Here is a 23,062-nt window from a genome sequence, read left to right on the forward strand (position 1 = left end):
GCTTGGGAAAGGGTTCAGCGCAGGCGATTGCCCTGACTGTCGAAAAGAAATGCCTTGCGGGCGGAAAGACCGACCGTCAGCCGGTCACGATTGGCGACGTCTCGCGATTCCGGCCGCTCGATGACGAGTTGCTCACCGCCTTCCGTACGGGCATAGACATAGCTGGTATTGCCGAGGTGCTCGGCGACATCGACGTGGACGGTCAGATCGGCATCGCCCTGCCCGACATCAGCAAAATGTTCGGGCCGGATACCGAGCGAGACCTTGCTTCCCTCATCGAGCCGGTCCTTGATCGGCAGGGTCAGCCGCACGGCAGGATCGCTGTCGAGCGACAGCGTAACGCTTTGTCCGCCTGTACCGATGACGGTCGCCTCCAGAAAATTCATCTTCGGCGAACCGACGAAACCGGCAACGAAACGGTTGGCGGGGTCGTCATAAAGATCGAGCGGGGCACCAACCTGTTCGATATTGCCCGCCCTCAAAACCACGATCTTGTCGGCCAGCGTCATCGCCTCGGTCTGGTCGTGGGTGACATAGATCATCGTGGTGCCAAGCTGCTTGTGCAGCCGCGAGATTTCCACCCGCATCTGCACCCGAAGTTCCGCATCGAGGTTCGACAAGGGCTCGTCGAACAGAAACACCTGCGGTTCGCGCACGATGGCGCGGCCGATGGCGACACGCTGCCGCTGCCCGCCGGAAAGCTGCTTTGGCCGGCGTTCCATCAACTCGTTGATCTGCAGGATTTCGGCGGCGCGGCTGACACGCTTTTCCGTATCGGCCCTGGGATTGCCGTTCATCCTCAGGCCGAAGGACAGGTTTTCGGCAACCGTCATGTGCGGATAAAGCGCATAGGATTGAAACACCATGGCGATGCCGCGATCGGCCGGATCGGCATCGTTGACCGTTCTGCCGCCGATACTGATATCGCCGTCCGATATATCCTCCAGCCCCGCGATCATACGCAGAAGCGTTGATTTGCCACAGCCGGACGGGCCGACGAAGACCACGAACTCGCCATCGGCAATATCGAGATCTGCACCATGGATGACTTTCAGCGCACCGTAGCGCTTGACGACATTCTTGAGCGAAAGTTCCGCCATGCGGTCTCTCCCCTTACTTGACTGCCCCGGCGGAAATGCCGGCGATGAAGTGGCGCTGCAAAGCCACGAAAACGATGAGAATGGGTGCGGTAAGCAGAACTGCACCGGCCATGATGCCGCCCCATGACACTTTGGTGAGCCCGATGAGGGTGCCAAGTGCCACGGGTGCGGTCATCATTTCCGGGCGGGAGTTGATCAGCAGCGGCCAGAGATAATTATTCCAGGAAGCGAGGAAGAGGATGATCGACAGCGCCGCCATGGTGGGGCGCGCCAATGGCAGGGCAATGCGCAGGAATATCTGCCATTCCTTGACGCCCTCGACCCTTGCCGCATCGAAAAGCTCCGTTGGCATCATGGAAAAGGATTGCCGCATGAACAGCACGCCGAGCGAGTTAAACAGTGGCGGCACGATGAGTGCCACCCAGGTGTTGGCGAGCTTGAATTCGCGCGCCACCATGATGAACTGGGGAATGACGACAACTGCAAAAGGCAAGGTGATAGTGCCGAGAATGATGGCGATCACCACCGAGCGTCCGGCAAAACGATAGCGCGCCAGCGCCCAGCCCGCCATGGAGGTCAGAAACACCGAGAGGGCCGTATAGATGACCGCAACGGTGATCGATATGAACATCGCCCGCAGGAAGTTGGTATCCGCCTGAAGGTTTTTGAAGTTCTCGATGAAATTGGTGGACGGGACGAGCACGATGTCGGGGCTGAAAATGCCAAAATCAGGCATTGTCGAGAACACGAACATCATCCACAGCGGAAATAGCCAGATGAGGGCAAGCGGCGTCAGTGTCGCATGCAGCGCGATCTTCTGCCAGAGAAGCGATCTGGATTTCGATCTCATTTCGGCTCCCTCCCGACCCAGAGATTAAGAAGCGAAATGGCGATGGCGAGCGCCGCCATGGTGTAGGCGATGGCCGAGGCGTAGCCGAAATTGAGCGAAGTGAAGCCCTGCCGGTAAAGGAACAACCCCAGCGTTTCCGTACCGCCGCCAGGCCCACCCCTGTTGGTGATGAGGAAAGGCTCGGCAAAAAGCTGCATGGTGCCGATGACGGACAGGACCACGCAAAAAAGGATGATGGGTTTCAACAGCGGCAGTGTGATGTGGAAGAACTGCTGCCGCTTGTTCACCTTGTCCAGTGTCGCCGCCTCATAGACATCGCCGGGGATGGATTGCAGGCCGGCCAGAATGATGATGGCGTTATACCCCGCCCAGCGCCATGTGACGGCGATGATGACCAGCGCCATGGCCGCATTGGCATTGTCGAACCACGAGATGGGCGAAAGGCCAACGGAAGTGATGAGCTTGTTGATGATGCCGAAATCGGCACTGAACATCAGCCGGAAAACTGCCGCATAAGCGACTTCTCCGACGACGACGGGTGCGAAGAAGGCAAAACGGTAAAGCGGGCGCACCTTCAACAGTGGCGAGTTCAGAAGTACCGCCATGACGGTCGCAAGCGCGATCATGACAGGCACCTGAATGACCAGAATGATCAGCGTATTGTAGAGCGCGTTATAAAACGCCGGATCGGAGACCAGCCTCCCCAGTTCATGGAGGGCGCAAACCGCCAGGGATTGATGCGGGTGTTCTGAAACGACAGCACGAACGAGCTAACTATCGGCCAGACCCAGAACGTCGCGAAAATCAGAAGATAGGGCGCAAGGAACGCATAAGCGATCCTGTTCCTTGACGGCATGACGACCTCCAGATGCGATGGTTGGAAAGCTTGGAGAGGCCGGTCCTGCTAAACCGCAAGGCCGGCCATCCGAGAGCTTCATTCCGCGACCGGCAGCCCCGTGGCCGTTTCGATCTGCTTTGCGGCATCGTCGAGAGCTGCTTTCGCATCGGGATAACCACCCGCGAAATATTTGGTCTGCGTCGCCTTGTAGATCGCATCTGCATCCGACTGGAACGCGGTGCCACGGCTGGGCACGATTTTCGGCAGGGTCGCCAGAATATCGGTCCAGACCGCCTGCCCACCCCAATAGGGCTGCTTTTCCTTGACGAAAGGATCATCGATGGCGGAGAGAAGCGAGGGAACGAGGCCGAAGGACTTCAGCATCGTCACCTGCCCCTCATTGGTGGTCAGCGCGTAGTCGATGTACTTCCAGGCGGCTTCCTTGTGCTTGGACGCCGAACTTATCGCCAGCGAAGAGCCACCGAGATTGGCTGCATGCGGACCGTCAGGCGTAAGGCTCGGCATCATATAGACACCCCACTTGCCCGAAAGACCGGGAGAGCCGGAGCGAACCGTGCCTTCATACCAGGCGCCATACATCTGGCTCGCGGCCTTGCCGGCAGTATTGGCCTGAATCTTCTCATCCCAGATCGCGGCCGTGATGATGCCGGCATCCTTCATCTGCTTGATCTTTTCAAGCGTCGCGACACAGGCAGGTTTGTTGATGGTGATGTTCTGGCCGTCGGTCGAAAAGTAACCGCATCCCTGCTCGTTGGCGATCATGCGGAACCACTCGCTGTCGCCGTTGAAATCGGCCTGCGCCATCACGGTGCCGGGATTGGCGGCCATGACCTTCTTGCCAGCCGCGATGAAATCGTCCCAGCTTTTGATGGTGGCCGGATCGACAGCAGCCTTTTCGTAGAAATCGCGCCGGTAAAAAACGGCCACCGGACCCGAATCCCAAGGCACCGCATAAGCTACGCCATCGACCTCCAGCTCCGTGCGCTTAAAGTCAGGAAAAAGCGCCTGTTTTTCAGGCGTATAGCCGAGTGCAGTCAAATCCGTGAAACAATCCGGAAACCGGCTCCAGAACAGTTCCGCCTCGAAATTTTCGACCGTTACAATATCCGGGAGGCCGTCGCCACCCGCTGCGCAAGCCGCCAGCGTCTTGTCGAAAACCTGATCGTTTCCAAGGTCTTCAACAACAATCTTGATGTCAGGATTTTGCTTGTTGAACCCTTCGACAGTGGATTTAAGCGCCGATGCGGCGACATTCCAGCTCCAGATGGTTACGGTCTCGGATTGCGCCATTACCGGTGCCGCAAGGAGCACCAGAGCCGTCGACGCGCCAAGAAATTTAAAGCACATTGAAAACCTCCCTTTTTCAATTGCCGTTCTTTAGCGAACATGGGCACATTACCGGCGGCAGGAAATCTGTCTCGTACAAAGGGAACATCGATTTGGCGGAAAGTAAGATTGCCGAAAGAGCCTTCTACCAGCCGGGTGCAAGCAGCATCGAAGGCATGCCGACCACGCTCCAGCTTTTTTACAACCACCCGCCCATCATGCTCAGGCCGCACTGGCATGCGCAAGTGGAGGTGAACTATGTGATGTCGGGATCCGTACATTACCGGATGGGCGACCACGACCTTTCGCTCGATGCCGGCCAGATGTGCATTTTCTGGGGCGGCCAGCCGCACCAGATGGACCGTTCCTCCGATGATTCGATTTATGCGGGCGCGCATCTGCCGCTCGTCCATTTTTTCCGCATGCGGCTGCCGGCTGCGGTTTCCAGCCTGCTGATGGGCGGCGCAACGATGGTGAGTGCGCAGACGGACCGGGCCGACGAGGAAAATTTCGGCCGCTGGTTCCGTTACGTCACGTCGGGTGATCCGGCCAAGGCGCAGCACGCGGTGGAGGAATTGCTGCTGCGGGTGGAGCGCATGTTCCTCGAGCCCTATACCGTCATATCCTCCGCCGTCAGCGGCAAACGGGAAGAGAACGACGAGAGCATGGCGCCCTCAATCGGCGTGGTGCGCATGTGCGATTTCATTGCCGCCAATTTTCTAGACGACATCGACGCGACCGAAATTGCCCGCGCCGCCTCGCTTCATCCGAAATATGCGATGAACCTGTTTCGGAAATCCACCGGCATGACGCTGATCAAATATCTGACCTTGCTCAGGCTTTCCCGCGCCCAGGCGATGCTGATGAACGGCAAGGACAATATTCTGCAGATTGCCATGGAAAGTGGCTTCGGCTCCGTCAGCGCCTTCAACAAGGCGTTTCGTCAGATCGCCGGCATGTCGCCTTCCGATTTCCGCCGCGATATGCGCGCGACGGCGGCTTAATTTTCCGCCTCTTCAAAATCGGAGTAGCCGGCACTGCGCTGACCTGCCGCCTTGCGATAGGCGCGGGGCGAATTGCCGAGCATTCGCCGGAACATGGTGGTGAAAGCCGGAATATTTTCATAACCGGCATCCAGCGCCACATTGGTCACCGCCTCGCCCGCGGCAAGCCTAGGCAGAGACGCAAAAATGCAGGCCTGCTGACGCCAGGTGACAAAACTCACCCCCAACTCTTTACGAAATAACCGCGTAAAGGAGCGTCGGCTCATGCCCATGGCGGCGGCCCAGTCATCGATTTCCACTCTGGCCACAGGCTTTTTCAGGAACTCGCGGCAAAGACCGGCAAGACGCTGATTATCGGGAAAGGGTAATCCGAGCGGGCGTTCAGGCAGACGGTTTACCTCATCAAGCAGAAGCGCCCGCACCAGTCCCTGCCGGTGAAAAGCGGCTGGTTGCAACTCCTCGCCCAGCAATTCCGAAATCAGGCTGGAGGCAAGGGCGGTAATTTCCACCACCCTTGGGGCCCCGGCTTGAAACAGATCGGGGTGAACGTAGATCGAATGCATCTCCACCGTTGAGATGATCTCAGCCTCATGTTTCAGTCCGGCTGGAATGATAAGCCCGTGACCGGGCGGTATCATCCAGCGCCCGGCGGCGGTGCTGACCAGCACGACGCCCTGGCGTGCGCACCATATCTGCACCCGGCCATGGCTGTGGACCGGGGTATGGTGTCCTGTCGGATAGGCACGGTGAAGCGCCAGCACCGGCTCGTTGGTGCCGTCGATCAATTTCAGGCTGCGCTCATGGTCGTCATCCGCCAGACGGGCGGGTTTTAGCGATTTGATTTTTGCCATTTGGCCCATTCACAAAGAAACTCGTCCAGAACACGAAAGCAGGCCAGAAACAATATGAATAAAAGCGGGAAGAAATAAAGACACGTTTCCCGTCTCTCGCGGGGAATCTGGAGAGGATACATCATGGCCACCGTCACCAGCACCGGGTTCAGCCCGCAACGCACGGCGTTTTCAATCATTGCAGCAGCCAGCTTCTGCCACATGCTCAACGACATCATGCAATCGCTACTGACGTCGCTTTATCCGCTGCTGAAGGCCAATTATGCGCTCGACTTCATGCAGATCGGGCTGCTCACCTTCGCCTTTCAGGTCACGGCATCGCTGTTGCAGCCGGTCGTCGGCATGGTGACCGATCGCTGGCCCATGCCTTTCTCCCTGCCAGTCGCCATGCTCTCCACCTGTGCTGGCCTCATCACGCTCGCATTCGCTCACAGCTTCGAGGTGCTCGTGATCGGCGCCTGCCTGATCGGTGTCGGCTCGGCGATCTTCCATCCGGAGGCGTCACGCGTTGCCCGTCTGGCATCCGGTGGTCGCCACGGTCTGGCACAGTCCTTCTTCCAGGTTGGTGGTAATACAGGCACGGCCATCGGCCCGCTGCTGGCCGCCTTCATCGTCATCCCGTTCGGTCAAGCCAGCCTCAGCTGGTTCTCACTGATCGCGCTGATGGGCTTTGCCGTCTTGTCCTGGGTCGGCGTCTGGTATACCCGCCACCGTCGCGCGAATGTCGGCAAGGCTCCGGCCAGCCGCGCACTTCCGCTGGCACGCGGCACCGTGATGATGACGCTTGCCGTGCTGGTGGTTTTGACCGCCACCAAGAACGCCTATCTCGCTAGCCTTTCCAGCTATTTCACCTTCTACACCATTGAGAAGTTCGGGCTGGGCGTGCAGGATGCGCAGGTTCTGCTGTTCCTCTTCCTTGGCGCTTCTGCGGCGGGCGTTTTCTTCGGTGGTCCGATCGGCGACCGCTTCGGCTCGCGCGTCGTCATCTGGTTCTCGATCCTCGGCGTCATTCCCTTCGCGCTGATGCTGCCCTATGCGAACCTGTTCTGGACGACCGTTCTAGTCGTCGTCATCGGCTTCGTCTTCTCTTCCGCCTTCTCGGCAATCGTCGTGTTCGCGCAGGAACTGGTACCCGGGCGCGTTGGTCTCATCGCCGGCATGTTCTTCGGTTTCGCCTTTGGCTTCGGTGGCATCGGGGCCGCGGTTCTCGGGATCTATGCGGACAAGGAAGGCATCGAGTTCGTCTATCGCATCTGCTCCTACCTGCCGCTGCTCGGCCTGTTGACCGTGCTTTTGCCAAAGTTGCCGAGCCACCGGTAAAGACCCTTCGCTCTCAAGCGTTTCGTCACGGCAGTCACCTGTGATAATCACGGTGACTGCCGTAATTCGTTGAGCGAAGACCAGCCACATGCAGATACCGATAAAATCGATCCTCGTCTTTCATGCTGCGGCAAGGGCGGGCAGCATTTCGCGGGCGGCGGAAGAGCTGAGCGTTACGCCTTCAGCCGTTTCCCAGCAGATCCAGTTGCTCGAAGGCCAGCTTGGCACGACGCTGATGGCGCGGACCGGCCGCAAGGTGACGCTGACGGAGGCGGGCGAGCGGTACTTCTCGATGATCACCGCACAGATCGAGCAGATCACCGATGCCACCGACAGTATTCGCGGCTTCCGCTCGGTGACCACGCTGACAATCAGGGCAACCCCGACCATTTCCAACAAATGGCTGCTGCCGCGTCTCGGCTCCTTTCTGGAGGAGCATCCCGAACTGGAAGTGCGCCTCGACGGCACCAACGAGCCGACCGATTTTTCGCAGGAGCTTGTCGACATAGAGCTGCGCCATGGCGATGGCCGCTGGCCGGGCCTGTTTGTGGAAGGGCTCGTGGAGGAGGAGTTCCTGCCGGTCTGTTCACCGGACATGCCCGGTGCCGGTACATTCCTGCCCGAAGATTTGCAGAACCAGCGGCTTATCCATTCGGTCAAGGCGCAGGCGCAATGGAACCACTGGTTTCCGCTCTCCGGCGTGACGGCTGAAAAGCGCTGGCGCCGCGTTCTGTTCGATCGCAGCCACATGGCCATCGACGCCGCCGTTCTGGGCATCGGCGTGGCGCTGGAAAGCACGTTGATGATGGAGCGGGAACTGCAACGCGGAATGCTGATCCCGGCCGTGGCCGATGCGCCCCGGATCAAGCTCGTCACGCAATGGATCGTTTGCCCGCATTCCCACCTGCGTCAGAGAAAAGTGACGCTGTTTCTGGAGTGGATGCGAAAACAACGCGACGAGTGGCGTGCCCGTCGCGTTGTCTGATGCTTCAGGCTTCCTGTTTCAGTCTCAATAAAGACCCATCAATCGTATCGGCCCGAGCGTCAGCACCGGGAAAAGCACGAGTGCGAATATGGCGAGCGTCAGCACCGTCATCGGCGCCAGCGAACCACGAATGACGTCCTCGATCTTCATGTTCGCCACCTGTGCTGCCGCGAACAGGCAGACCCCGACCGGCGGCGTCACAAGGCCAAGTGTCAGCGTCATGACAGTCACGATCAGGAAGTGGATCGGATCGATGCCCAGCGCCTCCACCGGCGGCATCAGCACCGGAATGAGGATGAACATGGCAGGGATAGCCTCCATGAAGATGCCGATGATCAGCAGAAAAACGAAGATCACCAGCATGCCCGACATCGGCCCAAGGTTCATCGCCTTCAAAAGCTCGGCCACCTGTTCCGGCAGGCCGTCGAAGGTGAAGACCCAGGCGGCAAGCTGCGAGGTGGCGGCGATGAACAGGATGGTGCCGGAAATGCGCGCCGTGGAGATCAGTATTTCCGGCAATTCGCGAACCGGCAGCGTGCGATAGACCAGCACACCCAATACGGCCACATAAACAACCGCGATGGCCGCGGCTTCCGTCGGCGTGAACAGGCCGCTGGCGATACCGATGATGAGGATCAGCGGCGTGAGCATCGGCAGGATGGCGCGAAGGCCGGTGACGATAACCAGACGGAAATTGAAGGGCGTCGGTGGATTGTAGCCGTAATGCACCGAATAGAAGTGGTTAAAGACAAGAAAAGCGAAGGCGATGAAGAGGCCGGGCACCAGACCCGCAATGAGCAGCGTGCCGATCGACACATTGGCGATGGAACCGGCAATCACGATCAGGATCGACGGCGGGATGATGGAGGAGAGCGTGGAGGTGCAGAGCGTCATGCCGACGGCATAACCCTTTGGAAATCCGTGTCGCTCCATGGCCTTGATTTCGATTGCGCCCACAGAGGCGATATCGGCGACTGAGGAGCCGGAGACGCCGGAAAAGATGACCGACGAAATGACGTTGACGTGGCCAAGTCCACCGGGAAGCCAGCCGACCATCGCCTCGGCGAAATCGAAGATGCGCTCCGCCACACGCCCGCGCTCCATCACCGTACCGACCAGAATAAAGAGTGGCACGGCGACGAGAAGGAAAGAGTTCATCGACGAGAACATCGTCTGCGACAGAAGGTCCATGGGCATGGAGGTGAAGAGCCACAGCGTGCCGACACTGGCGAGCGCCAAAGCGATGGCGAGCGGCACACCCAGCATGCTGAGACCGAAAAAGGCGATGAGAAGAAAGACCGACATGGCTCAATGTCCTGCTGAAATAGAGATATCGGCGTGGGCGATCTCGTCCGCGGGGATACCGATCTCGGGTAGCGCGATCAGGTCCCGCCTGCTGCGCAGCGATTCGATGATGGCCAGCACGGCGATGACGGCCGAGACAGGCAGAACCATGCCGATGGTCCACATGGGGATGGGCAAGGTCGCGGCGGTCTCGTTCATCATGATCTGCTGGCGCACCAGGGTGAAGCCCGTCCAGCCCATCATGCCGAAGAAGAACACCGAAGAACCGACATAGATCGGCACCGCCAACCGCCTGAACAGGCGGTGGAACAGCACCAGAAACACCACGACCCGCGCGCTTTCAACAGTGCGGAAACCGGCGGCAAGGCCGAGGAACACCATCCAGATGAAGAGAAAGCGTGTCGCCTCCTCGGTCCAGGGAAGAGGGCTGCCGATGAGGCGGCCAATGACCTGGAGAAGAACGACGACAAGAATACCGAAACAGGCCGCCCCGGCGGCGACATCAGCGATGACCTTGACGATGGTGCCGAGCACCGACGGTTTCGTATCGCGCATGACAATACCCTTCCACTGCTGAAACCGGATATCCGGTAAAACGAATGCCACCCTGCCGCTACGGCAAGGCAACCCTTGCTGACGATGGGAGCGGCCGGGTTGCTAATCGGTGCAAGCCCGACCCTCCTTTCACTGGCGGCGTCAGTTCGTCTTGAGGAAAGCCTGCGTCTTGTCGAAAAACGCCTGATCTTTCACGAGGGCGGAGAATTTTGCCGAAAGACCAGTCGCGACAGCCACGAAAGCCTTGCGCTCGTCGTCGGTCAGCGTGTTGACCTCCATGCCGTTCTTCTTCAGCGTTGCGAGCGACTTGTCGATATCGGCAGCATCGTTCTCGGCTTTCCACAGCTCGGTTTCCGTCGCCGCGTCCCTCAACGCCGTTTTGAAGCCTTCGTCGAGGCCTTCGAAACGGGCCGGGTTCATGCCCAGCACCCAGGCGTCAGCGATGTGGTTGCTGATCGTCAGGTATTTCTGCACTTCATAAAGCTTGGCGCTGACAGGCACGTTGACCGGATTTTCCTGCCCGTCGACGACTTTCAGCTGGAGCGCGTTATAGACTTCCGCAAAGGCCATCGGCGTCGGGGCAGCACCCATGGCGCCGAAGAATTCGACCCAGAGCGGATTGTTCGGCACACGCAGCTTCATGCCCTTGAGATCGGCAGGCGATTTGATCGGCGCCTTGGAGTTGGTGATTTGGCGCAACGGCCGAGACCAGAGATCGAGCCCGAGAATGCCGATCTTGCTCAGATCGCCGGAAAGCTCCTTGCCAAGATCGCTGTCAAGATAGACGCGCAGCTGGTCAATATCGCGGAACTGATAGGGAATGGCGATGGCCGTGAATTTCGGATTGAACGTCGCGTAAAGCGATGTCGAGTTCAAGAGCATGTCGAGCGAACCGCCGGCCAGCTGCTTAACGCCCGCCGAAGGATCGCCGCCATAAAGCGTGCCGTTCGGAAACACTTTGATCTTGAGTTTGCCGTCAGTCTTTTTCGAAACAATCTCGGCGAACTTGTTGGCCGCGAGCGTGATTTCCGACGTATCGGAATCCGGCGTCGAAAGCGTGAGCGTTTCCGCCTGCGCGATCGATGCAACAAGCATGGTGGCGGCAAGAGCCAGCCCGTAAAGTTTTGAAATTTTCATGTGTTCCTCCCGTTGTTGTCTCTAAACAGTTTCGAGCGTTCCTCCGAACGCGTTCATGCGTTTAACTTCAAGGATCACACCGCTGTGATCAAGCTCGCCCGCGCCATGCTCGACCATGGAGCGGAACAGCCGGTCAACCTCCTCGCCGACCGGTAATTTCAGGCCACGGCTCTTGGCGAAAGCCAGCGCCGTGGACGTATCCTTCAGCTGATATTTCGCCGGCCCGCCGGGGCGGAAATCGCCTTCCACCATGCGTTTGCCGTGCTGGCGGAAGACGGTGGACTCGGCAAAACCGCCAAGCAAAGCCTGGCGCACCTGCGCCGGGTCGGCTCCCCCCGCTTCAACCAGCGTCAAAGCTTCCGCTACGGCGCAGATCGTTGAAGCCACGATCAGCTGGTTGGCCAGCTTGGCCAATGAACCGCAGCCCACCGGACCGACATGGGTGACGCGGCCGAGGCAATTGAGGAGTGGCCGCAATGCGTCCACATCCCGCTGCTCACCGCCGGCCATGATGGCGAGCGTTCCCTCAGTCGCCCCTTTTTCGCCGCCGGAAACCGGTGCGTCGACATAAGCGACGCCATGAGCCTTTGCCGCCTCCGCCTGTTCCCGTGCGCTGTCGACCGGAATCGAACTCATCACCAGCAGAAATGCACCAGGCTTCATGGTGGAAACGACACCCGAGGCGCCGAGCAGAACCTCGTCGCAGACCGGCCCGGAACTCAGCATACAGAGCACGACATCGGCTTCGGCTACAGCTTCGGCAGCCGTGGCCGTCGGCTGCACGCCCTTTGCCGCCAGAACCGCAGCTTTTTCAGCACTGCGGTTCCAGGCCTTGACGGAAAAACCGGCCTCCGCGAGACGCGCCGCCATGGGTGCACCCATGATGCCCGTTCCGATGACAGCGATTTCGCGGATGTCCTGCATTTTTTCCACCCTTCAAAGCCATTGCCGGTTGAGGAAACGAACCGGCAACTCTTCTTCGATGAGGGCGGGAAACGCCTCGCGAAACCGGTCGAGATGGGGTGTTTTCAGATGGTCGTCGAAAGCTTCGCGGCTGTCATAGACCTCATAGAACACCACGTTGTTTCCGGATTCCGGCCGCACCACATCGAATTGCCGGCAACCCGGTTCATCCTGAACGGAATGGGTGGCATCATCTTGCGCTGCGTTAAGAAAGGCATCCATCGCGTCAGGCTTGACCCGGAATTCCGCGATTACCACGAAAGCTCCATTCGGCATGTCCCGTTCTCCGTCCATCACGCCGCAGCGTCTTTTTGCGGACGGAACTGGTTTTCCATGTCCTGGCGAAGCTTCACCACATCCAAGTCGCTCACCAGTTCCACATCATCGAAGCTGACGATCTGATCCTTCTTGATGGCGCGCTTCAGCTTGACATTATGGGCAAGACCGATCGGCAGCGCCTTGATGTCGAGGCTGCGGGTGGCAGGGATGGCATTGGCCCAGACCGCGTAACCGCCCTCGCCATCAAGCATTTCGCCGGGCTGCATGTCCTTCTTGGCCGTCGCAACCGCATCGCCACGGAACTCCTTCGAGCAACCGGTGGCCTCATTGCGCAGTACGGCCGAAAGCACGCTTATCGAAGTTTCGAGACCGATGATGTGGAACGGACGCCACATGGAGGCGTACCAGCCCGAAGGATCGGTCAGCAGTCCATATTGCTTGAAGCAGGCGCGGGCATATTCATTATGTGCCTTAAAGGTGACGAAAACGCCGTAACGGATGTTATTAAACACCTCGCGACCATCCGGCTCCTGGCTTGCGGCAATATCCACGAGACCGGAGCGCGACATGCGGCCGCCATCGGCAGCAGGGCGAAAGACGCGGGCGAGATCGTGCAGGCCTGCGGGCGGGAAGGCCAGACCGTCATCCGGGCAATCCAGCCCTGTGCCGTTTGCGACCGCCGCCATTTCGATGGCCGCCTTGGTGCCGTCGGTAAATGAATTGTACATTTTCGGATTGAAGTCGCCCTTGGCCACTTCCTCGTCAGTCCAGCCGAAGTAGCTCCAGACCGTATCAGGCGTCGAATACCGGTAACGCGGCTCGAAATTCATCCCCTTGCCGGCGGAAACGACCTCGAACCCGGTGGCGCGTGCCCAATCGACCAATTCGCAGATCAGGGCCGGCTGGTCACCGTAAGCCATGGAGTAGATAAGACCCTTGGCCCGCGCCTTTTCGGCCAGGATGGGCCCGACCATCACATCGGCTTCCACATTGACCATGACGACATGTTTGTTGTGGTCGATGGCTCCGAGCGCATGGCGCGCGCCAGCCAGCGGATGGCCAGTCGCCTCGATCACGCATTCAATCTCGCCGCAGGCGAACAGTTCATTCACATCGTCAGTCACATAGGTCTTGCCGCTCTTCAGCGCATCGGCGCAGCTCGTCGCGTCATAACGCTCCTTCGGCCAGCCGACGCGGTCAAACGATTCCCGCGCCTTGCCGACATTGAGATCAGCGACGGCGACCATGTGGAAACCGGCGATGCGCTGCGCCTGCGCCAGAACCATGGAACCGAACTTGCCGGCACCGATGAGACCCACCCTGACGGGCTTGCCGCCGGCTGCGCGCTGCGACAGAAGAGAATAGAGATTCATGTTTTGACATCCTTCGCTGGGGAAATTGCTGGCGAGAGTGCCCAGTCAGCCCGGCAAAGGCCATGCGATACCGAGGCTACGAAGGGTTAACCCTCGCGGCACCGAAGACATGACGTTTCTGCGTTCCTCCCGGATCCCGGCACACACTTGCGCCGGCCCCCGCGGTCGCCTCCCAAAGCAACCCTGGGAACAGAGTAGGAGCGTTCAAATATTAGTTCTATTTAGAAAAACAGATTTTTCTTTTAATTTTTCTAACAAACTATCAAGCCGATTTGCGCAGCATCAGATCGGCACTGAGGAGAATGCGCTCGCGCATCCGTGTCGTATCATCCGCCTCCTCATTCAACTTCTGCAGCAGAAGTTCGATCGATAGCCTGCCGATCTCGTTGTAATTCTGCGCCACCGTGGTAATCGGCGGGCAGGCATAACGTGAAAGCGGATGATCGTCATGGCCGGCTACCCTGAGATCGTAATCCGTGCCATGGCCGACCCTGATGCCCTTCTGGAAGGCGGCGGCGATGACGCCGAAGGCGATACGGTCATTGGCGCATAAAATAGTGCGCGAGGGCAAATGCCCTGCCCCATCCAGCAACCGAGTCGCTTCATCAAAGGCGAAACGCTCGAAATCCCAGGTTACGGTGCCGGGAACACCGATGACATGCGGCTCGAAACCAAGACGCCGCATCGCCTCCTCATAGGCCGTGCGGCGCGTTGCGGCGTTGGTATTGACCTGCGGCATGTCGAAGAAACAGGGCGGCTCGCCCGAACGGCAGAGATAATCCACCATCAGCCCGACGCTCTGGCGGTTGTCGGTGCCGACAAAGGCCGAGGTCTCGTCGAGTGGAGAATCGACATAGACGATCGGTATGCTGGCCGCCAGCTGCTCTAGCGTGGCGCGATGGGACTTGACGCCGAGCGGAGCGATGATGGCGCCCGCGACATTCATCGACTTGAAGGTGCGGATGGCCCGATCCTCGATTTCCGCCTTGCCGTCGGACGACAGCACGAAGGCAAGGAACCCCGCCTCGTTGGCGATGAGTTCGATACGGCTCGTCAGCGCCATGTAGAACGGGTCGGTTGAGTTCGGAATAATGATGCCGATGATATTGGAGCGGCGGCGGTTGAGGTTGACGGCGAAGATATTCGGTCGGAAGCCCGATTTCTTCAGCGCATCCTCAATGGCATCCCGCGTCTTCTTGCGGACCGAGGCCGGATCATTGAAGTATTTCGAAACAGTCGGGCGGGAAAGGCCGACGAATTCCGAGAACTCTTCCATCGTCCTGATAGATTTGGCCAAAGTGCTTGCCCCCATGAAATATTACATGTGGTACTCTATATCGACCGGCCTTCGCACGAAAAGCCGGTCGAATACGGTTATCAACGGCCAAACGATCATTCGGCTGCAAATTGCACTTTCATCGTGGCCGGATCGGACGGCTTTTTCATAAAGAACGGCAGCATATCCGAAAGCGGCAGCCGGTGCGACACCAGCCGCGCCATGACATCACCATCCGTTTCCAGAATGGCAAGCGCCTGCGGTATATTGCGGTTCAGCGAATGTGAGCCGACAAGCTTCAGCTGCCGCCGGAAGATTTCGAAAGGCGCAACCGAGATACGGGCATCCGGCGCGCAGACACCGAAAAACAGCGCCGTGCCGCCATCCGCGACCAGCGGGATCATTGCTTCCGCAACAGCTGCGATGCCGGTCGCATCCGCCACGAAATCGAACGCCTTCTGTTGCCGCAGCAGCGCCTCAGACCCGGAAACCGCCGTCTGAAGTCCAAGACTTTCAGCGAAGTCCAGCCTGCTTTCGTTGATGTCCGCAATCGTCACCGTGGCAATGCCTCGTGATTTCAGCGACAGGGCGAGCAGCAGGCCGATGGGGCCGGCGCCAAAAACAAGCGCATTGCCCGGCACCGACCCAATCTCGCCAATACCCGCGCTCTGCATGCCGTTGACGACGCAGGCGAGCGGTTCGGCAAGTGCTGCCACGTGATAGGGCATGGAACCTATGCCATGCAGTTGGTCGGCGCGCACCACGCTGAATTCCGCAAAACCGCCATTGTGGGAAACGCCATAGGCCTTCAGCGTGTTGCAGAGGTTGGTAAGCCCTTTCCTGCAACTGGGGCAGGTGCCGCAGGGCAGATTGGGATCGACGACAACCCTGTCGCCGACCTTGATACCAGTGACATCTGCCGCCACCGCCGCAACTTCGCCAGCATATTCATGGCCGGGAATGACGGGAAAGGCACCGTCACCGTAACGCGCATGTAGCACGTCGATATCGGTATGGCACAGCCCCGAAGCCTTGACCCGGACAAGGGCATGCCCCGGCGGCAGATCGGCGACGGGCACGTCCGTAAGCACGGCTCGTCCCTTCTCGACGAATTGAATCGCATGCATGGTCATCTCCGGCTTTTCAGCTCATCCAGTTGCCGCCGTCGACATTATATGTCTGGGCGAGAATATAGTCGCTGTCGGAAGAGGCGAGGAAAACTGCAAGGCCCTTGATGTCATCCGGCGTGGCGAAACGGCCGATCGGCACGGATTTGGCCACCGCCGCCTTCTTCTCACCCGGCTTCAAGCCTTCCCATTTGGCGAAATGCGCATCGACCACTTCCCAGTGCTCGCCATCCACGACACCCGGCGCAATCGCATTGACGTTGATGCCGTGTTTGACGAGCGCCAGCGCCGCCGACTGCGTGGCGGAAATGATCGCCGCTTTGGAAGCGCAATAAAGCGTCACGAGCGCCTCACCGCGCCGACCGGCCTGGCTCGCCATATTGATGATCTTGCCGCCGCGCGCACGCGCGATCATGACATTGGAGACGGCCTTCATCATGAAAAGCGGCCCCTTGAGATTGATGTCGAAAACCCGCTCATAGCTTTCTTCGGTAATGCCGTTGATCGGCGCCATATCGAAGATCGCGGCATTGTTGACGAGAATATCGATGCCGCCGAATTCCTCATCGGTCGCCTTTACAACCGCATCGATCTGACCAAGGTCAGTCACGTCCAGACGGATGGCCTTGGCGGATGGGCCTATAGCGGCTGCAGAAGCGGTCGCCCTGGCAATATCGATATCGGCGATGATGACCTTTGCACCCTCATCGGCGAAAGCCTGTGCAAAACCAAGGCCGATGCCGCGGGCGGCGCCGGTAATCAGCGCGACCTTGTTCTTCAATCTCATGTCGATCTCCGTGATGCATGGCGGGTAATGGATGAACTCGGCCATGCGCGTTTGTGTTAGATGCGATTTTCTCACTCCCCTCATTCCTGTGCCTGTCACAGGAATCCAGCCGACGCGCGTCTGCGTGGCGAGAGAGTCCTTTTCAGCCCAAGGACTTGGGCTGACTGGATTCCTGTGACAAGCACACGAATGAGGGCGGCGGGTGCGCCAGCCCCACCCATGCCGCCCGCCGCCAAAGTGACGAACGGGCGGCACGCCGGGAGGACGCGGCTACTTGATGTAGCCCGCGCGGGTCATGTCACGCTCGACCTGTTTCTGGGCGCCTTCGAGCGCCGTATCGACGGTCTGCTGGCCGGAGAGTGCTGCCGCAATCTGCTGGCCGACAACCGTGCCGATCGACTGGAATTCCGGTATGGCGACGAACTGCACGCCAGTATAGGGGACCGGATCCTTTGTCGGCTTCGACGGATCGGCGGACATGATGGCTTTCAGCACCGTATCCGCAAAGGGTGCGGCCTTCTTGTATTCTGGCAGCTCATAGGTGGATTTGCGCGTACCGGGCGGCACGGCGACCCAGCCTTCGCTTTCGCCGACCGTCTTCACATAGTTCTTCGAGGTCGCCCATTTAACGAATGACTTGGCGGTTTCGAGCTTCTTCGTGGTGTTCGGAATTGCAAGGTTCCATGACCACGACCAGCTCGATCCGTTCGGCGTTGCCTCTACCGGAGCACGCGTGAAAGCGGTCTTGTCGGCAACCTGGCTCTGTTTGGGATCGTAGATACGTCCCGCAGCCGAGGTGGCGTCGATCCACATCGCGCAATGGCCGGATGCGAACAGCGTCTGGTTCTCGTTAAAGCCGTTGGTCGCCGCACCGGGCGGGCCGTAGGAGGTCATCAGCGCAACATAATCCGAGATCGCCTTTTTCCACGGCTCGCTCGTCAGCTGCGGCTTCCAGTCCATGTCGAACCAGCGTCCACCATAGGTATTGATCATGGTACCGAGGAAAGCCATGTTCTCGCCCCAGCCCGGCTTGCCGCGCAGGCAAATGCCATATTGCTGTTTCGACTTCTCCGTCAGCTTGGCCGCGAAGTCCTTGATCTGGTCGTAGCTCGGATTATCAGGCATTTTCAGGCCGGCCGCGTCGAACAGGTCCTTGCGGTAAAGGGTGAACGAGCTTTCGGTATAAAACGGCACCGCGTAAAGCTTGCCGTCCACCGTCAGGCCCTTTTTGATCGGATCGAGCAGATCGGCGTAATCGTAATCGTCGCCGAGATCATCGACCGGAGCCAGCCAGCCCTGCTTGCCCCAGATCGGCGCTTCGTAACCGCCGATGGTCATGATGTCGAACTGGCCGCCATTGGTGGCGATATCGGTGGTGACGCGTTCGCGCAGAACATTCTCTTCCAGCACGATCCAGTTGATCTTGTTTCCTGTTTCCTTCTCCCAGGCGCTGGAAAGCTTCTGCATGATGATCATGTCGCCATTGTTGACGGTGGCGATGTTGATTTCTTCCGCCTGCGCAAGTCCGGCCAAAAGGCCCGCTCCAACCACAGACGACGACAGAATTCCAATGAATTTGCTCATGAGACCCGCTCCTCCTTTACGGATGTCCACGCATAACAATACATGCGTAAATTTTTATCTCGCAAAATCGCGCCATTTGTCAACATCCAAAAATAAAATGTGACGTGAGCACTCTTGGATATATTGCTATAAATAGCTGTTTTAAAGTCGATAATGTCATCAAAAATAATTACATGATCCGCTTTACTTGTTGCATCGCAACAAAAACACCATCAAAAAATATCTTGACGCGCGTAAATTTTAACTGATATCCGGAAAATAACAGAGCCGGGACGCCGGGGATTTGCACCCACCGGAAAGGTGGGAGCCGAATGCATATGGAGGAGATGATGAGGCAGGTATCCGCACTTGCGCCGCACGCGAAAGGCCCGACCATTACGGCGGGTGAAATCCTCGTGGAAATCATGGCGACGACAGTGGGCGACGGCTTTCTCGAGCCGCAAACGCTGATCGGCCCCTTTCCAAGCGGCGCGCCCGCCATTTTCATCGATCAGGTCGCGCGTTGCGGCGGCAGCGCCGGCATTATCGCGGCTGTTGGCGATGACGATTTCGGCCGCCTCAACATCGAGCGGCTGCGCCGTGACGGCGTGGACATATCGGCCATCGCCACCATTGCGGACCGGCCGACCGGCAGCGCTTTTGTCCGCTACAGGGAAAACGGCGCACGGGATTTCGTTTTCAACATCGCCCATTCGGCAGCGCGCGAAACGCACATGACTGATAAGGCGCAGGCTCTCATCGAACAGGCGGGCCATGTGCACGTCATGGGATCGGCGTTTGCGATTGCCGGTATCGGCGAGATCATTCTCGAGGCGATCAAAAGCGTCAAGGCGCGCGGCGGCTCGGTGTCTTTCGATCCGAACATCCGCAAGGAACTGGTGCAGGGTAACGAGGGCCGCAAGCTGATCGACGATCTCCTTGATGTCACCGACCTTCTGCTGCCTTCCGGCGAAGAACTTCAAGCTGCCTCCGGTCTGGATGACGAGGACGCAGCGATAGAAAAGCTCCTCGCCTCCGGTATCGGCGAGATCGTGCTGAAGCGCGGCGCGCAAGGCGCCAGCCACTTCAGCCGCGCCTATGGCCGCATCGACGCCCCCGGACTGACGGTCTCGGAAATTGATCCGACCGGCGCCGGCGACTGTTTCGGCGCAACTTACCTCACCTGCCGCCGCCTCGGCATGCATCCCGAAAGAGCGCTCACCTATGCCAATGCATCAGGCGCGCACAACGTCATAAAGCGCGGCCCCATGGAAGGCGCTGCCAGCCTTGCCGAACTTGACGCCTTCATGACCGCGCTATTGTCGGAGGAAGTCCTATGACCGCCATTCTGGAAAATCTCGCCGCCGCGCGCCGTGCCGGCAAGCCGGCAGGTATCACTTCGGTCTGCTCTGCCCACCCCGTTGTCCTGCGCGCCGCAATTCGCCGCGCCGCTGCCGGTCAAACAGCCGTGCTGATCGAGGCCACCTGCAACCAGGTCAATCATCTCGGCGGTTATACCGGCATGACGCCGCGCTACTTCGTTACCTTCGTCAATAGCATTGCGCAGGAAGAGGGACTGCCCGGCGAGCTCCTGATTTTCGGCGGCGATCATCTCGGTCCCAATCCCTGGCGCGAGGAGAAAGCCGAGGACGCGCTGACAAAAGCAGCCACCATGGTCGAAGCCTATGTCACAGCCGGTTTTCGCAAGATTCATTTGGATGCGTCGATGGGCTGCGCCGGTGAGCCGGCCGCACTGGATGACGTTACGATTGCCAATCGCGCGGCAAAACTCGCGGCTGTCGCCGAAAAGGCAGCCGCCGAGGCGGGGCTGCCAAAACCGCTTTACATTCTCGGTACCGAAGTGCCGGTGCCGGGCGGCGCCGATCACGTGCTCGACACGGTGGCGCCCACCGAGCCGCAGGCGGCGCGCATGACCATTGACCTGCACCGTGAGATATTCGCGCAGTACGGTCTTTCCGATGCGTTCGAACGGGTCATCGCCTTTGTCGTGCAGCCCGGCGTGGAATTCGGCAGCGACAATGTCGTCGCTTACAATCCGGATGCGGCCACGGCGCTCAGCGCCGTGCTGGACGGCGAACCGCAACTGGTCTTTGAGGCACACTCGACGGATTATCAAACGAGAGCAGCGCTTGGCGCCCTTGTGCGCGATGGATATCCGATCCTGAAAGTCGGTCCGGGGCTGACCTTCGCTTACCGCGAAGCACTCTACGCTCTCGATATGATCGCATCCGAGATGGTCGGCGACTATGGCGACCGGCCGCTGGCGCGGACCATGGAACAGCTGATGCTCGGCGCGCCCGGCGACTGGCAGGGTCATTACCATGGTGATGACATCACGCTCAGATTGCAGCGTCACTACAGCTACAGCGACCGCATTCGCTATTACTGGACAAGGCCCGAGGCGCTCGCAGCCGTTTCCGCCTTGCATAAGGCGCTTGACGGGAAGACAATTCCCGAAACCCTGCTGCGCCAATACCTCGGCGAGCTGCCGCTCGCCACGGTTGCAGGCAAGGATATGGAGGAGGTTCTGATCGCCGCGGTGGATCAGGTGCTGGCAACCTACCATGCGGCGACGGGCGAAGGTCGCGGCTAAGACAATCGTCAAGTTAAATTCGGATGCCCCGGCGGAGACGTTGCGGGTATCGGTCATGGAGGGGACTACCAATGGCAACACGAAACACGAGCGGTCTGGCGCGGGTTATGCTTACGCCTTCGGTGCTGCTTTTGCTGGTGTGGATGATCGTGCCCCTGGCGATGACGCTGTGGTTTTCGTTCCAGAACTACAATCTGCTCAACCCTGCCAATGTCAGCTTCGCGGGCCTGTTCAATTACCAGTATTTCTATACCGATCCGGCCTTCTTCCAGTCGATCTTCAACACGCTTGCCATCGTCGGCGGCGTGCTTCTCATCACTGTCATCGGCGGTATTGCGATTGCGCTTCTGCTTGACCAGGACATCTTCGGTCAGGGCATCGTGCGCATCATGATCATCTCGCCCTTCTTCGTCATGCCGCCTGTCGCGGCGCTGGTGTGGAAGAACATGATCATGCATCCCGGTTACGGCGTGCTTGCCGATCTGTCGCGCTTCTTCGGCCTGCAGCCGGTCGACTGGTTCGCGCAGTTTCCGCTGCTCTCCATCATCATCATCGTCGCCTGGCAATGGCTGCCCTTTGCCACGCTGATCCTGCTCACCGCCCTCCAGTCGCTCGATGGCGAGCAGAAGGAAGCGGCCGAGATGGATGGCGCCAACTTCATCAACCGCTTCATCTACCTGACGCTGCCGCATCTTGCCCGCGCCATCACCGTCGTCATCCTCATCCAGACGATCTTCCTGCTCGGCGTTTACGCGGAAATCCTCGTCACCACCAATGGCGGCCCCGGCTATGCCTCGACCAACCTTGCCTTCCTCATCTATCGCACGGCGCTTCTGGGCTACGACGTCGGCGGCGCATCGGCCGGTGGCATCATCGCCGTCGTGCTCGCCAATATCGTCGCCATCTTCCTGATGCGCGCCGTCGGCAAGAACCTCGACCGTTAAGGAGAAGCGATCATGGCCCGCAAGACAACGACACGCGCAAAGATCGGCTTCACCATCGCGGCATGGGCCGTGGCGTTGCTGCTGTTCTTCCCGATCCTTTACGCCTTCCTCACCTCGATCAAGACCGAGCCGGAGGCGATCGCAGGCTTCAGCCTCATTCCCTCGGGCACGCTCGAAAACTACATCACCGTGCAGACCCAGCGCGATTACTTCAAGCCGTTCATGAACTCGGTCGTGCTGTCGCTCGGCTCGACGATCATCGCGCTCATGATCGCCATTCCCGCCGCCTGGGCCATGGCATTCTCGCCGACCAGGCGCACCAAGGACATTCTGATGTGGATGCTCTCCACCAAGATGATGCCGGGGGTGGCGGTGCTGGTGCCGATCTACCTGATCTTCCGCAATGCCGGCCTGCTCGATACCCGCATTGGGCTGACCGTCATGCTCACCTTCATCAACCTGCCGATCGTGGTGTGGATGCTTTATACCTACTTCCGCGAAATCCCCGGCGAGATTCTGGAAGCAGCCCGCATGGATGGTGCCTCGCTCTGGAACGAGATCGTGCATGTACTGACCCCAATGGCGGTTCCGGGCATTGCCTCGACGCTGCTCCTGAACGTCATTCTTGCCTGGAACAGAATCCTTCTGGACCATCCGGCTGACGACCACCAATGCGGCACCGCTGACGGCCTTCATCGCCTCCTTCTCCTCACCGCAGGGGCTGTTCTGGGCCAAGCTCTCGGCCGCCTCGATGATGGCGATCGCCCCCATTCTCGTCATCGGCTGGTTCTCGCAGAAACAACTCGTGCGTGGCCTCACCTTTGGCGCCGTGAAATAAGGAACG

20 protein-coding genes and 2 pseudogenes are annotated in these 23,062 nt (G+C 59.2%); 7 read left to right on the forward strand and 15 right to left on the reverse strand.

From position 1 onward, the window contains the following. Positions 1–14: 14 nt before the first annotated feature. The 4 genes and pseudogenes from RBH71_RS04925 to RBH71_RS04940 form a co-directional block, all read right to left on the reverse strand. Positions 15–1,100: an ABC transporter ATP-binding protein gene (locus RBH71_RS04925; protein WP_019566480.1), complete on the reverse strand. Its 1,086-nt coding sequence runs from the start codon at positions 1,098–1,100 to the stop codon at positions 15–17. Between the two features lie 13 nt (positions 1,101–1,113). Then, complete coding sequence (locus RBH71_RS04930) at positions 1,114–1,950, reverse strand: carbohydrate ABC transporter permease (RefSeq protein ID WP_111803012.1); 837 nt, start codon at positions 1,948–1,950, stop codon at positions 1,114–1,116. Further along, positions 1,947–2,806: pseudogene (locus RBH71_RS04935) on the reverse strand (carbohydrate ABC transporter permease). Before RBH71_RS04935 ends, RBH71_RS04930 begins: the two are co-directional and overlap by 4 nt. A gap of 78 nt (positions 2,807–2,884) precedes the next feature. Next, a complete protein-coding gene (locus RBH71_RS04940; RefSeq protein ID WP_080850053.1) occupies positions 2,885–4,156 on the reverse strand; it encodes an ABC transporter substrate-binding protein in 1,272 nt (423 codons plus the stop codon). Positions 4,157–4,248: 92 nt separating this feature from the next. On the opposite strand from RBH71_RS04940, the gene RBH71_RS04945 reads away from it, so the two are divergent. Continuing rightward, on the forward strand, positions 4,249–5,139 hold the full coding sequence (locus RBH71_RS04945) for a helix-turn-helix domain-containing protein (RefSeq protein ID WP_013761428.1): 891 nt from the start codon (positions 4,249–4,251) through the stop codon (positions 5,137–5,139). Here the strand turns inward: RBH71_RS04945 and RBH71_RS04950 are convergent. Next, on the reverse strand, positions 5,136–5,990 hold the full coding sequence (locus RBH71_RS04950) for an AraC family transcriptional regulator (protein WP_019566482.1): 855 nt from the start codon (positions 5,988–5,990) through the stop codon (positions 5,136–5,138). The two genes, RBH71_RS04945 and RBH71_RS04950, sit on opposite strands and share 4 nt — an antisense overlap. 123 nt (positions 5,991–6,113) lie before the next feature. Between RBH71_RS04950 and RBH71_RS04955 the strand changes: the two genes are divergently transcribed. Then, positions 6,114–7,310: an MFS transporter gene (locus tag RBH71_RS04955; protein WP_003517947.1), complete on the forward strand. Its 1,197-nt coding sequence runs from the start codon at positions 6,114–6,116 to the stop codon at positions 7,308–7,310. A gap of 88 nt (positions 7,311–7,398) precedes the next feature. Beyond that, positions 7,399–8,295: a LysR substrate-binding domain-containing protein gene (locus RBH71_RS04960; RefSeq protein ID WP_003517949.1), complete on the forward strand. Its 897-nt coding sequence runs from the start codon at positions 7,399–7,401 to the stop codon at positions 8,293–8,295. A gap of 24 nt (positions 8,296–8,319) precedes the next feature. Here RBH71_RS04960 and RBH71_RS04965 read toward each other — a convergent pair whose 3' ends face one another. The 10 genes from RBH71_RS04965 to RBH71_RS05010 all read right to left on the reverse strand — a co-directional run bounded on the left by RBH71_RS04965 (position 8,320) and on the right by RBH71_RS05010 (position 18,681). Continuing rightward, positions 8,320–9,600 (reverse strand): TRAP transporter large permease, encoded by a 1,281-nt coding sequence (locus tag RBH71_RS04965; protein ID WP_003517952.1) that lies wholly within the window; start codon positions 9,598–9,600, stop codon positions 8,320–8,322. Between the two features lie 3 nt (positions 9,601–9,603). Next, a complete protein-coding gene (locus RBH71_RS04970) occupies positions 9,604–10,155 on the reverse strand; it encodes a TRAP transporter small permease (protein WP_003517954.1) in 552 nt (183 codons plus the stop codon). 141 nt (positions 10,156–10,296) lie between these two features. After that, a complete protein-coding gene (locus RBH71_RS04975) occupies positions 10,297–11,292 on the reverse strand; it encodes a DctP family TRAP transporter solute-binding subunit (protein ID WP_060642674.1) in 996 nt (331 codons plus the stop codon). A 21-nt stretch (positions 11,293–11,313) separates the two neighbouring features. Further along, positions 11,314–12,216: an NAD(P)-dependent oxidoreductase gene (locus RBH71_RS04980; RefSeq protein ID WP_003517958.1), complete on the reverse strand. Its 903-nt coding sequence runs from the start codon at positions 12,214–12,216 to the stop codon at positions 11,314–11,316. Positions 12,217–12,228: 12 nt separating this feature from the next. Then, positions 12,229–12,531, reverse strand: coding sequence for a putative quinol monooxygenase (locus RBH71_RS04985; protein ID WP_003517960.1), 303 nt, complete (start codon positions 12,529–12,531; stop codon positions 12,229–12,231). 17 nt (positions 12,532–12,548) lie between these two features. Beyond that, on the reverse strand, positions 12,549–13,907 hold the full coding sequence (locus RBH71_RS04990; protein ID WP_003517962.1) for an NAD(P)H-dependent oxidoreductase: 1,359 nt from the start codon (positions 13,905–13,907) through the stop codon (positions 12,549–12,551). Positions 13,908–14,169: 262 nt separating this feature from the next. Next, entirely contained in the window at positions 14,170–15,183 is a 1,014-nt protein-coding gene (locus RBH71_RS04995) for a LacI family DNA-binding transcriptional regulator (protein ID WP_111803013.1), read from the reverse strand. Positions 15,184–15,299: 116 nt separating this feature from the next. Next, positions 15,300–16,310 (reverse strand): D-altritol 5-dehydrogenase, encoded by a 1,011-nt coding sequence (locus RBH71_RS05000; protein ID WP_065688977.1) that lies wholly within the window; start codon positions 16,308–16,310, stop codon positions 15,300–15,302. 16 nt (positions 16,311–16,326) lie between these two features. Further along, positions 16,327–17,097, reverse strand: coding sequence for a galactitol 2-dehydrogenase (locus tag RBH71_RS05005; RefSeq protein ID WP_111803032.1), 771 nt, complete (start codon positions 17,095–17,097; stop codon positions 16,327–16,329). Positions 17,098–17,367: 270 nt separating this feature from the next. After that, positions 17,368–18,681 (reverse strand): ABC transporter substrate-binding protein, encoded by a 1,314-nt coding sequence (locus tag RBH71_RS05010; protein WP_111803014.1) that lies wholly within the window; start codon positions 18,679–18,681, stop codon positions 17,368–17,370. A gap of 311 nt (positions 18,682–18,992) precedes the next feature. Between RBH71_RS05010 and RBH71_RS05015 the strand changes: the two genes are divergently transcribed. The 4 genes and pseudogenes from RBH71_RS05015 (at position 18,993) to RBH71_RS05030 (ending at position 23,056) form a co-directional block, all read left to right on the forward strand. Next, positions 18,993–20,000, forward strand: coding sequence for a sugar kinase (locus RBH71_RS05015; RefSeq protein WP_162632374.1), 1,008 nt, complete (start codon positions 18,993–18,995; stop codon positions 19,998–20,000). Next, the gene (locus RBH71_RS05020; RefSeq protein ID WP_323687187.1) at positions 19,997–21,274 is read left to right on the forward strand and encodes a D-tagatose-bisphosphate aldolase, class II, non-catalytic subunit; all 1,278 of its coding nucleotides are present in this window, start codon (positions 19,997–19,999) and stop codon (positions 21,272–21,274) included. Before RBH71_RS05015 ends, RBH71_RS05020 begins: the two co-directional genes overlap by 4 nt. Positions 21,275–21,345: 71 nt before the next feature. Next, the gene (locus RBH71_RS05025; RefSeq protein WP_111810036.1) at positions 21,346–22,218 is read left to right on the forward strand and encodes a carbohydrate ABC transporter permease; all 873 of its coding nucleotides are present in this window, start codon (positions 21,346–21,348) and stop codon (positions 22,216–22,218) included. A 12-nt stretch (positions 22,219–22,230) separates the two neighbouring features. Beyond that, positions 22,231–23,056: pseudogene (locus tag RBH71_RS05030) on the forward strand (carbohydrate ABC transporter permease). The last annotated feature ends 6 nt before the right edge of the window (positions 23,057–23,062 follow it).

It is taken from the genome of Rhizobium sp. AN68 (genome assembly GCF_030758035.1).
Taxonomy (GTDB): Bacteria; Pseudomonadota; Alphaproteobacteria; order Rhizobiales; family Rhizobiaceae; genus Agrobacterium; species Agrobacterium tumefaciens.